Origin of the sequence: Vibrio tasmaniensis, assembly GCF_024347635.1 — a bacterium.
In the GTDB taxonomy this organism is placed as follows: Bacteria; Pseudomonadota; Gammaproteobacteria; order Enterobacterales; family Vibrionaceae; genus Vibrio; species Vibrio tasmaniensis.
This window is the reverse complement of record NZ_AP025510.1, coordinates 1,867,930-1,882,873: the sequence shown is the minus strand read 5'-3', so window position 1 is coordinate 1,882,873 and position 14,944 is coordinate 1,867,930. Positions and strand designations below refer to the sequence as shown.

At 43.4% G+C, this 14,944-nt stretch carries 13 protein-coding genes; 5 read left to right on the top strand and 8 right to left on the bottom strand.

Going from position 1 to position 14,944, the window contains the following annotated elements; all coding sequences use genetic code 11:
* Positions 1-74: 74 nt before the first annotated feature.
* Both OCV44_RS08475 and OCV44_RS08470 read right to left on the bottom strand, forming a co-directional pair.
* Positions 75-980 (bottom strand): lysine exporter LysO family protein, encoded by a 906-nt coding sequence (locus OCV44_RS08475; protein WP_139684886.1) that lies wholly within the window; start codon positions 978-980, stop codon positions 75-77.
* Positions 981-1,034: 54 nt separating this feature from the next.
* Entirely contained in the window at positions 1,035-1,955 is a 921-nt protein-coding gene (locus OCV44_RS08470) for an HDOD domain-containing protein (RefSeq protein WP_139684885.1), read from the bottom strand.
* Between the two features lie 356 nt (positions 1,956-2,311).
* Between OCV44_RS08470 and OCV44_RS08465 the strand changes: the two genes are divergently transcribed.
* Positions 2,312-2,893: a TfoX/Sxy family DNA transformation protein gene (locus tag OCV44_RS08465; RefSeq protein WP_139684884.1), complete on the top strand. Its 582-nt coding sequence runs from the start codon at positions 2,312-2,314 to the stop codon at positions 2,891-2,893.
* Between the two features lie 125 nt (positions 2,894-3,018).
* Here OCV44_RS08465 and OCV44_RS08460 read toward each other — a convergent pair whose 3' ends face one another.
* The 3 genes from OCV44_RS08460 to OCV44_RS08450 form a co-directional block, all read right to left on the bottom strand.
* The gene (locus tag OCV44_RS08460; RefSeq protein WP_009847060.1) at positions 3,019-3,573 is read right to left on the bottom strand and encodes a hypothetical protein; all 555 of its coding nucleotides are present in this window, start codon (positions 3,571-3,573) and stop codon (positions 3,019-3,021) included.
* A gap of 427 nt (positions 3,574-4,000) precedes the next feature.
* A complete protein-coding gene (locus tag OCV44_RS08455) occupies positions 4,001-4,498 on the bottom strand; it encodes a response regulator (RefSeq protein WP_139684883.1) in 498 nt (165 codons plus the stop codon).
* Entirely contained in the window at positions 4,491-6,434 is a 1,944-nt protein-coding gene (locus tag OCV44_RS08450; protein WP_139684882.1) for an ATP-binding protein, read from the bottom strand. The genes OCV44_RS08455 and OCV44_RS08450 overlap by 8 nt, the downstream gene beginning before the upstream one ends.
* 183 nt (positions 6,435-6,617) lie before the next feature.
* Here OCV44_RS08450 and OCV44_RS08445 point away from each other — a divergent pair, with 183 nt between their 5' ends.
* The 3 genes from OCV44_RS08445 to OCV44_RS08435 all read left to right on the top strand — a co-directional run bounded on the left by OCV44_RS08445 (position 6,618) and on the right by OCV44_RS08435 (position 9,898).
* Positions 6,618-7,880 carry a DUF945 family protein gene (locus OCV44_RS08445; RefSeq protein WP_139684881.1) on the top strand — a complete coding sequence of 421 codons (1,263 nt, stop codon included), beginning with the start codon at positions 6,618-6,620 and terminating at the stop codon, positions 7,878-7,880.
* Positions 7,881-8,043: 163 nt separating this feature from the next.
* Positions 8,044-9,138 carry a 3-phosphoserine/phosphohydroxythreonine transaminase gene (serC, locus tag OCV44_RS08440; protein ID WP_139684880.1) on the top strand — a complete coding sequence of 365 codons (1,095 nt, stop codon included), beginning with the start codon at positions 8,044-8,046 and terminating at the stop codon, positions 9,136-9,138.
* A gap of 67 nt (positions 9,139-9,205) precedes the next feature.
* Positions 9,206-9,898, top strand: a complete 693-nt coding sequence (locus OCV44_RS08435; RefSeq protein WP_139684879.1) for an MOSC domain-containing protein — start codon at positions 9,206-9,208, stop codon at positions 9,896-9,898.
* A 140-nt stretch (positions 9,899-10,038) separates the two neighbouring features.
* On the opposite strand, the gene OCV44_RS08430 is transcribed toward OCV44_RS08435, so the two are convergent.
* Both OCV44_RS08430 and OCV44_RS08425 read right to left on the bottom strand, forming a co-directional pair.
* Positions 10,039-10,755 (bottom strand): 3'-5' exonuclease, encoded by a 717-nt coding sequence (locus OCV44_RS08430; protein WP_139684878.1) that lies wholly within the window; start codon positions 10,753-10,755, stop codon positions 10,039-10,041.
* Positions 10,756-10,760: 5 nt separating this feature from the next.
* Positions 10,761-12,650, bottom strand: coding sequence for a DUF294 nucleotidyltransferase-like domain-containing protein (locus OCV44_RS08425; RefSeq protein WP_009847053.1), 1,890 nt, complete (start codon positions 12,648-12,650; stop codon positions 10,761-10,763).
* 150 nt (positions 12,651-12,800) lie between these two features.
* Here OCV44_RS08425 and OCV44_RS08420 point away from each other — a divergent pair, with 150 nt between their 5' ends.
* A complete protein-coding gene (locus tag OCV44_RS08420; RefSeq protein ID WP_139684877.1) occupies positions 12,801-13,442 on the top strand; it encodes an outer membrane beta-barrel protein in 642 nt (213 codons plus the stop codon).
* 156 nt (positions 13,443-13,598) lie between these two features.
* Here OCV44_RS08420 and OCV44_RS08415 read toward each other — a convergent pair whose 3' ends face one another.
* The gene (locus OCV44_RS08415; protein ID WP_139684876.1) at positions 13,599-14,789 is read right to left on the bottom strand and encodes an amino acid aminotransferase; all 1,191 of its coding nucleotides are present in this window, start codon (positions 14,787-14,789) and stop codon (positions 13,599-13,601) included.
* Positions 14,790-14,944: the final 155 nt, after the last annotated feature.

The following is a 14,944-nucleotide window of genomic DNA, read 5'->3' as shown; positions in this document are numbered from 1 at the left end:
GGTAACTGTATCGGTATCTTGGGCATGGGTATTCGAGTTGCATTCTAATCTAAAACAAATGCTATTCCTGCGATCTAGTTAGCAAGAGATACAAAGAACAACATCAAAATCGGGACAAGCAGGCTGAGGATAAAGCCACTTACGATAGCGACAGGGACGCATCGAACGCCACCTGTGGTTTGAATAACAGGTAATGTGAAATCCATCGCGGTTGCACCAGCATAGCCAATAGAAGTACATGGGTAGCTGCGAATTAGCACTGGAATCAGTACTAAGGCAACTAACTCTCTTAACAGCTCAAGCATGAATGAAGCGCCGCCATAAACAGGACCAAAGGCGTCGCCCATCAAGATGCCGGCTAATGAATACCAGCCAAACCCAGAAGACATTGCCAAGGCTTTGAACAGAGGGATATCAAGGACATAAGCCGCAATGACACCACCTAGCATTGAGGTGACGATGATCGCGATTGCGATTACCATGCCGTGTTTGTTGAGCAAGATCTGACGAAGTGTTAGTCCGCTATTGCGTAGCTGAATGCCAATAAAGAACAGTAAAACAAACAGAATCCATTCACTGGCGGTATCAACCCAACCAAGTCCAATAGGCAGAACTAAACCAGCGATAAGGCCGGAACCTACCACTAAGATGAGTTTGCCAGACTCCATCGCCATAGAAGATAGAGGAAGTTTCTTGTTACAGCTGTCAGTCTGGAGTGGCAGTAACTTATCAATAGCGGGCAGCGCCATTAGGTTACAAACGCTTAAGCAGACAAAGAAGGTGGCGGTGTATAGAAGGATTGTCTGCAGGTTACTGCCTAGGTTATCGAGGGCAGCTAAGCTTAGTCCCATCAAAGCGAGAATCACGTAGATCAACCGCGAAGTAGAGCGGTTGATAAAATCTAGCGTCTGAGCGTTTGATATTGAAAAAAGATACCCCACGACGAGTGGCGAAAATATAAAGATCATCCCTGTAAACATGCTTTCCCCATTGCATTGACTTCATATTACATTTATTAGCAATTTAACAGTAACTTAGAAGCCGCTAGTATTGATCACGTCACTTAGCTTTGCATTAAAATCCGGTTTGCTCAAGTTGCTTAATTTATAAAGCACTTCCGCTCCTGTGACGTTCAGTTCTACTTCGTGCTCATCGATGTTGTCATCCTTGTTTCTAAACATCAGTAGGTGGTTAGCTATTCGCGCAATATCAAGGTAAGACACTTCGCGTTCTTCGTGACTATTAGTGGTGTTACTGCAAACATCGATAAAGTCGCTGTCGAAACCCCAACGTCGTAAAACTAGCTTACTTGTCGCCGAACACTGGCCTTGGAATATTTGCAGTGCGATGTCGTGATCTAAGTAGTTCCCGTTGTCTAGGTAGAGGTGATATTCGCTAACCAAACAGAACAAACCTATGTCTGCGAGCAACCCAACAAGTAGTGACTTTTCATGCTCTAGATAACGGTATTCGGTAGGGGATAGCTCTTTAAATAGGTTAGTGACTAACACCATAGTTGCGGCGAGTTCTTTTGATACAGAAGCGCTCTGAACCAATAGCTCGTTACACTCTTTACTCAAATTGACGGAATGTTTAAGTTGCTCAATAGCCTGAGCCGTGACAATGTCACGCACCCTCAATATACCAAGACGCGATACGGCCGTCATAACATCGACACAAGTGATATTGCGTCTGTTGAATACAACAGAGTTAGCAACACGAATCACGATTGCTGTTAGCCCTGGGTCTTCAAGTAAGCACTCGGCAACTTCAGCGACGCCTGTTGGTTCAAGAGTACAAAGCTTTTGAATTTTAAGTACAACCTCAGGAATCGGAGGAAGAGTTATTTTTCCCGCTGAGATGGAATGTCCAACAAGTTGGGCAAACTCGGATTCTAGGCCCTTAAGGAGAAGAGCTTTATTTTGTGGTAGCCAGAAAAATGATAAATGATTCATATTAAGAGTAAGAACATGTATGTCGTACCATTTTACAAGCCACGATGCTGCGAGGCAATACTCATCGAACCACATAAGCTGTGATAACTTGAACGGGAGTATCACTAGGAATTAAATTTTTGGCGTGATTTGATAGTTAAATGTGATGTAAATCATTAAAAGCACGGATATTCAACTGATTGATGTGAACTGAGCCCTGACTTATTTTTCTTTTCGAAGTATCATTTATTTCAAAGGTGACAAATGAAACCATAATATTCACCTAAATATTTAATTAGATTTGAAATTTTTCGCATAAAAAGCTGCTTGTCTGGCGATCAACCTAATCGGGGTAATTTGATTAAGGATCAACGGATATGACCGAGACAGCATTTGTTAATTACGTGAATCAATTTGGTGAACATCAAAAACGCTCTATGTTTGGAGGTATTGGCCTCTTTCAAAATGACGCGATGTTCGCTTTATTGAGTGAAGATTGTGTATTCATTCGAGGTGGGAAGTTATTAGATAAAAAGCTGACGGGGCTTGATTGTGAAAAGTATCGTCATGTAAAAAAGCAGACGACAGCAACCGTGAATTACTACGACATCACGGATCTTTTTACATCCGAGCATCCTGAATTGGATAGTATTATTCGTACTTCAATCGATAATTCAATTAAGCAGCGTAGCTTCAAAAAATCATCAGCTAGCCGTAGGTTAAGGGATCTGCCTAACATGCAACTGACGTTAGAACGCATGGTTAAAAAGGCTGGAGTGGATGATGTTTCAATGTTTATGCAGTTGGGCGCGTCTGAAGTGTTTAATAAGGTTCGCGAAGCGTACGGAAACGATGTTGACCTAAAATTACTTTGGAAATTTGCGGGTGCAATTGATGGTATTCACTGGAAACTATTACAAGAGCCACGCAAGCAGCAATTATTAAAGAGTTGCCACTAAAGGTATCGTTCGTCTATGCCTAAGATTACTGTTTATACATAAAAACCGAGGAATTTCCTCGGTTTTTATGTTTCTATCTAGCCGTTTTAAAAGCTAAGCTTTTATTAAGGGCTTGCTCGTTCTACTTAAAGCTTGAAACGAGTAGTGAACATTAACTGATCACCGTAGAAGTCGTTGATACGAACTTCAGCACCTAGAGAGAATAGCTCTGTAGAGTGGAAACGAACGTAAGCAGAACCGATCCAATCATCTTTGTCATCGATAGAAACGTAACCACCTTTGCCACCAACTTCTAGTTGTGGACCAAGCCATTGACGAACACCAACGTTGAATTCCATACCAACATCAGGAGAGCTTTTGGCTGCAGGTTGAACTATACGCGCTAGCATTTCACCTGTTAGATCTGCCCAGTTGTTAATTGGAGCGTGGAAACCAAGACCGACAGCAGAGTCGTAATCGCCTTCAAATTCTGAATCGATACGCGCTACTGCGTGAGCATTCGGGTGGATTGACTTACTGAACGCACCACCAAATGTAATTGGGCTCGCACCGATACGTGCGTCAAAGTAATCGTAGCTAAAGTTGCTCATTACTTGTGCTTGTTCATTTGGTTGTCCATCGACAGCTAGTGCTTGGCTAGAAGCCAATAGCATAGCGGTAGTAAGTAAAATTTTGCGCATAACGATCGTAAACCTTTATTAGTGTTGATCCCTTTGGTTTGATAAAAAACAGGCAAACCATAAACATTGAGACAGTTTAATCTAACTCACGGAAAAATAACCCATAAAAATGCTGTTCATTTGTCATTTAGTCAAAAAATACGCAAGTAAAGTACTGCTCTGTTACAGAGATCTCATGTTTTAAGGCTATTTGGCAAAATTTATTATCCATTCACTCGTTATTGATAACGATTAGACACACTTAATTTACGCGCTGTACGCAAATGACTTCACATCTTAGGTAGGAAATCGCGATTATTGAGCAGCAACTCGTTTTCCGCCACCTTCTACGTGCTAACCACTCTTCACCAGCAAGGTTCGTCTTTATTGGCCGGTAACAGTGATGTACCAATAGTGTTCGCTGTTATCTACCGACAAGTATTAACTGCTATTCGCCGAAACTTGTTCGCTTGCTTGCCATTGACGTCAGTATGCGCTCGGTATCTAAGATGGAAGTCCAGTTTAGTAGCTGCTTGTCGTTAGCAATGACATAGTCTGTCAGTTGTTGAGTAATCGTGTCTCTCAGTTGATCGCCTTGCCAAGGTTTTGAAATATAAAAATCAAGCGCCGCGTTATTAATTGCTGTGACTGTATCATCAAGCCCGGCTTGCCCGGTGAGCAGCAGCTTGCGTGTTGGCTTTGTAGAATCGTGCTGGTTAAGTTCGATAAGAAAATCGATGCCCGTTTTGTCAGGCATGATGTGGTCACACAAGATTAAGGCGAGCTTGATACCTTCCTGTCCCATTTCTTTAATTACTTGCTTAGCTTCATCGACCGATTCGGCTCCTTCAACAATAAAGTTGTCTTCAAATGGTGCTAAATCTTGAAGGACACTGTTGAGAACCTCTGGCTCATCATCGACACATAAAATTAGGTACTTATTCATGAGGTGCTCCTTCTTGTTTGAATGGAAGCCACACTTGCATGTGTGTATGGCTGCCTACCTCAGACTCCACCAAAATAAAACCTTGATGAGCCGAAACGATTTGTTGAGAAATGGATAACCCAATCCCTAAACCGAAGTTGCCTTCTTTTTTGGTCGTGAAGTTTGGGTTGAAAATAGTGTTGATGTCTTCTTTGGCGATACCGTGTCCAGTGTCCGATATTTGCACTACAAGAAACGTGTCGTCACCTTTAGTGTCTTGAGATGTGGTGATAGAGACTTTGCCTCGCTCTGAAAGAGCATCAAGTGCATTAGAGAGAAGGTTGGTCCACACTTGTTGCAGCGAGAGCGACTGGCATAACAAAGGCGGTAAATCGGTGTCGTAGTGTTTTTCAAGTTGGTGATGTTTGAGCCTGTTTTCAAAGATCACTAAGGTATCTTCAAGTCCTTCGTGAACATCCGCGTAGTGGCGAACCTCTTCATCTTCTCGGGCATAGCTTTTTAGGCTTTTGACCATATCGGCAATACGTTTGCTGCAAACTTGAATTGAGCGGATAGAGTTTCCAACATAGTGATAATGCTCTAAGTCATTGAGCAGCTCTTTGCCTGCGACAGGGGAGTCTTTTAAGGTATCTAAAACCGCAGAGTCTTGGCTCAGGTTCAGTCTTACGGCTTTTTTGGCTAGCGCACGATCATCGATAGTAGAGGTGAGGTGCTTTACGAGTTGTCTTTCTTGAGCCGTTGATAGTGGCTTCGCCATTTTTGAATGTGCTAATACATCCGTCCCTTTATTTGATTCTGGGAGTGCCGAGTTCTCGAGTATTTGATCGAGATGTTCAGACAAGGTTTCAATACTTCTCAGTATGGCTGCAATTGGGTTATTTAACTCATGTGCGACGCCCGCAACAAGTTGCCCGAGCATCGCCATCTTCTCTTTCTCAATCAATTGCTGGTGGGCAGATTCCAGTGATTCGAGCGTTTGCTGCAGCTTGATTTTATTGGTGATGCTTCTTTGTAAGCGTCGGTTAAAGTGCCGGAGCAATAGATTGGTGAATAGGGGTAACAGGGTATTGTTTGAATGCATAACCTGAGCAAAGCTATCTTTATCCAGCTTGATAACTTGGGTCTGGGTTAGGGTAATTGCAGTAGAAAACGAAGGCTCACCAGTTACAAATGACATCCCGCCAACGATGTTCCCTTTGGAATGACGTACCACTTCCCGTTGCTGCCCAAGTTCGTCTTTCTTGTAGAGCGCCGCTTCACCCTCAATGATCAGCCATAAAAAGCGATTGTCTTCACCTTCTACGGTGAGCAGATGTTCGGGGGAGTAATCACGAAGGGCCTTGGTTTTGTCATCTTTTGAGAAGACATCTTGTAAAGCACTGACGACACGTTCAGCCAGGGCATTATCAGAAAGCTGGTGGTAGTCGTGAATGAAGCCTGATTGAAAAGAGTGAATCTTTTGTTCAATGTGTGCTCTGAGTAAGCGCTGTTGATCCAATGCATCACTGTAAGAGAGCAGGTTGTCTGAGTCGTATTGGATAACAAAAGAAGTCAGCTCTTTTTGCGCTGATTTGAATAGAACCTGATCTTGAACCGGTTTGGTTAGGCAGTGATTGAGTCGACCTTCATTCACAGCGGTTAAAATGGATTGAATGTCTGACGAAGCGCTGACTAATATCGTTCTTGCGGTATTACTATGGGGCAGCTGCTCAAGTTCAATAAGAAATTGCACACCATTAAATTCAGAATGATGATGCGTGATCACCAAGGCAACGGTTTGGTGGTGATCATGGATATCTTCTAATGCGTGATGTGCGTCTTCTATGTTCTCGGCAGTATAAATATCGAATACAGAAGCTAGCGGAGCGAGCTCCGTGCGTATTCTTTCAATGCTAACCGGATTATTGTCCAAACAGATAACAGCGTATTGATTCACAGCTCAACCTTAATAGTAGCGACGCTTCTAGCCTAGCAAGAACCGCTGAATAAGGATGAGAGCTAGCCGTTAATTTATTGAGGCAATCTAAGTATCGAGCAATAGGCTGATTTAACTCAATGTTTCTTGTTTGCTACTGATGGGTTAGACTAAAAAAAACAGACACGTGTAGAAAGAGAACTCATGGAACAGTTAAGAAAAATTGGCGCAATCGGCGGAGCAATCTCATTGGCACTTTGTTGGCCACTAGCGGTTGGGCAAATTGGACAAAATGCCATTACTGATGGCGTTGCAAAGCTTAACAATTCAAGCATTCAAGCCGAGATCGTGGAATACGATAGAGGTTACTTGTCCTCCAACGTAACCACTCGTCTAACTGTGACGGATGAAGACCTGAAAGAGCAACTTGCGATTGATGGACTGCCGAGTGAGTTTGTCATTAACAGTGCGGTTAGTCATGGCTTAGTGAGCTTAAACGCGCTGTCGACGTTTGATAATACCGATATTTTGCCTCTAACTCTGACAACTAGTACAGAGCTAAACGGCAACACTGACTTTAATTTTGAGTTAAGCCAGTTCAATCATCAAGGTTCTGATGAGAATGGTACTTCGGTATCGATCACTAAATCGAATCTTTCTGGCCACGCGACTGTTTTAGGGCAAGTTGATTACCAGCTTTCTATCCCTTCGGTTCAAATTGACTTTGAAACCGGTGAAGAGGTAACGCTGTCTAATCTCAAAGGTGTGGGTTCAGGCCAACAAGCGAAAGGTTACTGGCTAGGCACACAGAACTTTACTATCGATAGCTTCTTGGTTTCAGACTCTGCAATGCAGCCTTTCATGACTATTGAAAATTCTAAGTACGATTTTGAATCACATCTAGATGAAGCCACTAAGCGTCTGCGCAGCAACCTTAAGCTGGATGTCGCAAACATTGAGACCAGTGAAGGCCAGTTGAACAACCTAAACGTCGATTTTGAAATGTCGAAATTGGATAGCGAGTCGTTTGAGAAAATCTTCGAGATTTACCAATCTAATCCTGTGATGACGCAAGAAGACGTTGCAGAGATCATTCCATTTATCGATATCCTGTTTGCCAAAGGCTTCGACCTTTCTATGAACAACATGTCGCTAGAGTTAGGTAAAGGGCAATTCGAATCTAAGTGGTTGGTGAGCGTACCGGAAGGGACAGAAAACATCAGCAGTAATCCTTCGATGATTGTACCTGCATTAACGGGCAACCTTCACTCTAGCTTCTCAAATGAGCTTGTTGAAGAGTACCCGTTCATCCGTGAAGGTATCGATGAATTGCTGGTGATGGAAATGATCAAGGAAACACAAAGTGGTTATGAAATCCGTGCTGACCTAGAAAATGGAAACCTAGTCTTCGAAAATGGACAAGAAATTCCATTAATTGCTCTACTTATGCCGGTTTTTGTTCAATAAACAGAGCAAGGCTGAATACTGATAGGGTGATTTAGCAGGTTAAGCTTAAACATTTTATACGGTACAAAACAAAAGAGGTCTTAAGACCTCTTTTGTGGTTTTTATGTTGAGTAAAACATGGTATTACTTGCATAGTTATTATTTAGCAGGAGCAATTATCCCCATGGAACTTACATTAGATAACGTATTCAACTTCAGTGCTGGCCCAGCTGCACTGCCTAAACCGGTAATGAAACAAGCGCAAGCAGACTTTATTGATTGGAATGGTTTAGGGACTTCCGTGATGGAAATCAGCCATCGCAGCAAGGAATTTATTCAAGTTGCTGACGAGTCCGAACAGGACTTACGTGATCTTCTGAACATCCCAGACAACTACAAAGTTCTTTTCTGTCAGGGGGGCGCTCGTGCTCAATTCGCTGCTGTTCCTTTAAACCTTTTAGGTGACGCGACGAAAGCGACTTACATCGATGCGGGTTACTGGGCTGAAAGCGCAGTGGCTGAAGCGAGCAAATATTGTGAAATCGATGTATTTAACGCGAAGACGTCAATTGATGGTAAAGCGGCGGTTGTTCCGGCTAAAGATTGGAAAATCGACCCAGAAGCTGCGTACGTACATTTCTGTCCAAACGAAACCATTGATGGTATTGAAATCAGTGAGCTTCCTCAAACGGATAAGCCAATCGTAGCGGATATGTCATCTAATATTCTGTCTCGTAAGATCGACGTGTCGCAGTATGGTGTTATCTACGCGGGTGCTCAAAAGAATATTGGCCCAGCTGGTATCTGCATTGCTATCGTGCGTGATGACCTACTAGAACTCGCAAACGACGTATTGCCGAGCATTCTTAACTACAAAGTGCTCGCTGAAAAAGACTCAATGTTCAACACTCCGCCAACGTACGCTTGGTACCTATCTGGTCTTGTATTCAAGTGGCTGAAAGCTCAAGGTGGCGTTGAAGCGATGGAATTGGTGAACAAAGAGAAAGCAGCACTGCTTTATAACGCGATTGATAGCTCTGCTTTCTACAAAAACGATGTTCACACCGCAAACCGTTCAAGAATGAACGTACCTTTCCAGTTGGTGAAACCCGAGCTAGACAGCAAGTTCTTAGAGCTAGCTGATGCTGCAGGTCTGAAATCACTAAAAGGCCACAGAGCGGTAGGTGGGATGCGAGCATCACTATACAACGCAATGTCTTTGGAAGGTGTGCAAGTATTAGTCAACTTCATGAAAGACTTTGAAGGAAAATACGCTTAAATAGGGCGTAATTCACAATAAGAGGAGCGAAAGCTCCTCTTTTTTTACTTGCTGAGAAGGAATAGATATGAAGAAGTTAGGCGTAGTAAATAGTGTATTGGCTGGTAAAACCGTTGCCTATGCACACGGTGCTCAGAGTGCAATTAATAAGCAAATTTTACCTGAGCGTCAGCGTGCCACTGAACTTGGCTTTATTAACGATGAGCAAGCTGACCCTCGTTTTCATGGCGGTATTCAAAAAGCCCTTCATATCTACCCAAGCGAGCACTACTCAATTTGGCAGGAAGAATTAGGCGACAAAGTCATCTTTCAATCTGCAGGCGCATTTGGTGAGAATATAAGTTCAAGCGGTGTGACTGAAACTTCCATTTGTTTAAAAGATAAGATTCGCATTGGCTCAACATTATTGGAAGTCTCGCAAGGACGTATGCCATGCTGGAAGCTGAACGTGCGATTCGATCAAAATGATATGGCAAGAAGGCTACAAGATACCCTGCGAACAGGCTGGTACTTCCGAGTATTGGAAGAGGGTGATATCGGTGCTGGAGATGAGATCATTCTATGTGAAAGGCCTTACCCAGAATGGCCGTTAACTCGAATCATGGGAGCGGTGTTCACAGGTTGTTTGGATAAACAAGAGCTCAAAGAATTGGTGGAGCTGCCTTTAGTAGAATCTTGGGGAGCACTTATCGAGCGTCGCCTTGAAACTGGAAAAGTCGAAGATTGGGAAATGCGATTAGTTGGTCCGACAGCGGAGTAGACTGTTTTCCTAATACGTAAAAAAACGCTCACTATTTAGATAATGTGAGCGTTTTTAGTTCTGATGTTGATCACTCGTGGCTAAAAGCTAAAAGCTAAAAGCTAATCGCTTCATCTGCGATTTAGCTGTCTTTCATCTAGCTATAACCAGAAATCTTTAACCGGCACGTCAGGGCTAAAATGGTGCGCAATCTGCGCTTGCAGAAGCTCCGCTGTCGCAATTGCATCCGTTAATGCATGATGCGGCGTGTAGTCGGGTAAGTGGTACCGACGGCGGCTCTGCCCTAATCTCACTGACGCAGGCTTCTTGCCCTTTAGCTTATTCCATAATCCGCCAGCCAGTTTGTTCTGGATTTGAGATTCGATCTCGAGCGTATCGAGGACTGGAAACTCAATCCCTTCACCTAATCTCACTTTCAGTGCGTTATCCAAGAAATCACGCTCGATGCGACGATAATGAACGACTGGGATATGCCCCGCCATTGATTCTAAAATCTCATCTAATACTTCACTCAAGTCTGGCGCATCAATGATGTCATTATGAGTGATACCATGAATAACCACTGAATCTTCTTCCAATTTCTGTTTTGGCCTTAGTGTCCAGTGTCTAGCTTGTCGCAAGTAGATTCGATTGAGCGTAAACGGAACTAGCCCGATGGTAATGATTCCATCTTTGTTTGGGTTTAAACCGGTTGTTTCAAAGTCTACCGCTAAAAACTTTATTTCTGACACTGGAGTATCAGGAGAAGGAAGAGGCTGGCTATAAAATTGCTTTAAGCGCTCGTCTCTCGCTCGTTCCAGCTTTTGAGCAAACTTAAATGGCCAATCGACCGCGGGTGATCTGAATAGTTTGTTCATAGGCCCTACTTAAACTTATTGCTGGCTTGATAACGGAACTTAAGGAAGTTCTGTGCATTACTTAATATTTGGAATGCGTCCTTTAGGTTGCGTCGCTCGAAGTCAGATAGGTTCTCTGGCTCAATGTTGTTATCCGGTTCTATGTTGTTGTCGACATCGTGTGCTTGGTGGCGAATACGAACTAAGGAGATAAACTCCATTGCATCTTTCAAGTCTTGAGCTCGGCCTTTTGGCAGAATACCTGCGTCGATAATGTCATCCAAACGTTCAAACGAGTTCTTCGAGCGAGAGGCGACCGCCAAAGAGTGAACACGAATTAGATCGGCAAGTGGTGCGGTACCACGACGTTTAAGGTTGATCGAGTTGTTATGACGACCATCTTTCTCCATTACGAAATCTTTGAAGAAGCCAAGTGGTGGTGTACGGTTAAGCGCATTACGAGCAAGACATGCTAAGAAACGGTTGTTCTTACGTGCGCGGCGAACAATAAAGCTGTTCAGTTGTTCTGCCCATTTTAGGCGGCCATAAACACCATCTAAGTCAAAGAAAATAGAGGCGTTCAGTAGCGCTTTCGGGTTTGGATCATCAATCCAATCAGCAAAGCATTCTTCCCATTGTCGACGTGTCATACGCCACGTTGGGTTCGTCGCCATGATGTCTCCCGTACAGTACACATAACCACATTGGTCTAAGCCATCACAAATGAAGGTCGACAGTTCTTCAAAGTACTTGCCGTGTTTTTTCTCGTCATAGGTATCATCAAGAATAATTGCGTTATCTTGGTCAGTAACGAGCAGCTGCTCATCACGCCCCATCGAGCCGAGCGCGAGGAAACAATAAGGGATCGGCGCTTTACCGAGCTTATCTTCGGCTAGTTCAATAATTCGTTGTTTAAAGCTACGGCCAATTACCGACATTGCGGTACCTACCATGTGGGCGTTGGCGTCTTCGTTAACCAAGCGCACAAAGCTGTCTTTTACTTGCTCAGAAAGCACTTTGAGGTCTTCGATGCTTTGCTGTTGGAAGATACTGCTTACCAACAACAGTGAGTTTTGAGATTCGTAACGTACAATATCTGTCGCTTCGATAATACCAATAGGCTTCTTATCTTTTAGCACGGGTAGGTGATGGACGTTATAGCGAAGCATTGTCATCATGGCTTCGTATACATAGGCATTATGATCGAGTGAGATTACCTCTGCTGTCATGACACTTGATACTTCATCCGATGGATCGAGCCCTTCAGCTAAAACTCGAGTACATAGATCACGATCGGTAATGATGCCAATGACGGGCGTCGAATCGTCTTCATCATCTTCCACAATGTCGGGGTCGATGATCAGCAAAGATGACACATTATCTTGCGCCATCATGGTTGCAGCTTGTTGGATGGTTCGGGTTTTTTCGATCATTGGCGCTTCGCTAGTCAGCAGCGTCTTTACCTTTGATGTGGTTAGATCGTTAGCATCGTTGCTGTCTGAGTTAGCCTGACGCAATCGCGCATTATCTTCCACTTCGACAAAGTCAGCGAATGAGTCATAGTTGTCGTAGAGTTCTTGGAAAATAGGTTCAGGGATACAGTAGAGTAGGGTGTCTTCTGTTGCCTTTACAGGGAAGCGAACCTTATTGTTGGTGAGTAACCCCATTTGGCCAAATAAGTGTCCCTCATCCAGCCGGTTATAGAGCTCTCCTTTACGACGATAGACTTCTACTTCGCCGCTTCGAACAATGTAAAGATCATTAATCTGGTCACCAAAGTGAATGATAGGGGTATCTTGGCGGTAATAAGAAATTTCGACGCTACTGGTTACTTTCGCCAACATCTCCTCAGGGAGTTCTGTGAAAGGGGGGTATTGTGCCAGAAAGTTTTGAATCTCTAATAACTCAGCATCCATAATGATCATCCATTGGTTTGTATGATTTCATGGTACAACATTTGATAATATTTTGCCGTCACAAATCAATCTGTGAGCTAAAACCTTTTTAAAGTCTTAGGGATAGACTAATCTTTCAATTAATAGGGTGACAGTTAAAGGATGATAGGAATGCCGAAGTGGAAACTTAGTTTAGTATCTGCAGCTTTTATGTTTTCTTCGAGTTCGTGGGCCGAGACTCACAGTGTGGATATTCTTGATTATGACCATGTATACGCCACCGCTCATTCGGGAAGTTTGAATGAAGATGCAGGCAGCAATAACAATGCATCATCGTATGGGTTAGGGATCAGCTATGCGATAACGGATGATTGGCTATTGTTGGGCGACTACAGTGCTCGTTTCATTCACCCAGATGACTCAACAACTAGAATGGATACCCTTATGCCGGGCATTGGGTACCGTTACAGCATTAAGCGAGATCTCGATATAGTGGCATACTACCTGCTTGGTATCACGAAGGGGGAGGTCGAAGATAATGGAACGAACATTACTCGCTCGTCAGACTCGGAGTTTATCCAAGGGATAAAAGCAGAACTCAACTATGGCTTTGCGAAACGTTGGATAGCGAACGGCAGTGTACAAGTGAATCGCAGTGACTTGTTTGATGAGGAAGTTTACCACCTAGGTTTACGCTATTTAGTGACCAACAAATTTGCGATTGGTGGCTCTTATCAACACAGAGATGGTGAAGGTAAGATTCGCAGTGAGCGTACTAATGAGCTAGGTGTAGAGTTCTTCCTAGAGTATTAACTAGTAATAGTAACGCAGAGACTAAGTGTTAGTAACGAAAAGGCTAAGTGCCTTAACCGCTCATATAAAGAAGACAGACACGAAAAAGCCAGCTTAATCGCTGGCTTTTGCATATCTATAGGTCTACAAATTCAGTTTTCGCTTTTCGCTTTTCGATTAAAGAACCGCAGCGATGCCTTTACATAGAGGACCCATGTTTGACTTAGTCATACCAGCAACACTGATACGGCCAGAACCAACAATGTAGATTGCGAATTCGTCTTTCAGGCGAGTTACTTGCTCTTTACTTAAACCAGAGAAAGAGAACATGCCGTTTTGACGTTCGATGAATGTGAAGTCTGCATCCACACCTTCAGATTTCAGTGTCGTAACAAACAGCTCACGCATCTCTTGGATACGGTCACGCATTTCTGCTACTTCTGCTTCCCATTCTGCACGTAGATCAGTATCACCAAGGATGTGAGTTACGACAGCACTGCCGTGCGCTGGTGGGTTAGAGTAGATTGAGCGGATGATGCTCTTAACTTGAGAGAACGCTGTTGTTGCTACGTCTACAGACTCTGCAACCAATGTGAATGCACCAACACGCTCGTTGTACAAGCCGAAGTTCTTAGAGAACGAGCTAGCAACAAGAATTTCTTTGTTGTATTGAGCAAAAATACGTAGACCAGCTGCGTCTTCTTCAACACCTTTTGCAAAACCTTGGTAAGCAAAATCGAATAGAGGCAGCAGTTTCTTCTCAGCAACCAGTTTAGCCAGTACTTCCCACTCTTCAGTTGTTGGGTCGATACCTGTTGGGTTGTGACAGCAACCGTGAAGAAGAACGATGTCGCCAGCAGAAGCTTTTTCTAGGTCAGCAACCATGCCGGCGAAGTCTTTGTCTTTAGTTTCAGCATTGTAGTAACTGTATTGAGCAGTTTCGATACCCGCAGCAGCGAAAACGCCGTTGTGGTTAGCCCAAGTTGGGTTACTGATCCAGATTTTCACATCGCCCAGTTGGCGCTTGATGAATTCACCCGCTACGCGAAGTGCACCTGTACCACCTGGAGCTTGTGCTGTTTTAGCGCGTTGAGATGCAACGATCTCTGCATCTGAACCGAAAAGCAGTTTTTGAACGGCTAGACCGTATTCTGCGGTACCTTCAATCGTTAGGTAAGATTTGGTTTTTTCGTTTTCAAGAAGTGCAGCTTCGGCTTTCTTTACTGTTTTTAGTACTGGTGTTTGACCATCTTCATTTTTGTAAATACCAACACCAAGATTGATTTTCTCTGCTCGAGAGTCTTTTTTAAATTCTTCAGTAAGGCCGAGAATAGGATCGGCGGGAGCTGCTAACACTTTTTCAAACATAATCTTCATCCATGTCAATTGAGAGGGAGGTAATAATAACTCCAGTATTTATACCTTTCATATAAGGTTGATACAACTCAAAACCGAGAATTTATTCAAACGACTTTTGACTGGCTGCTTAGAACATTTAATTTAACCAATTTTTCGGTATTTCT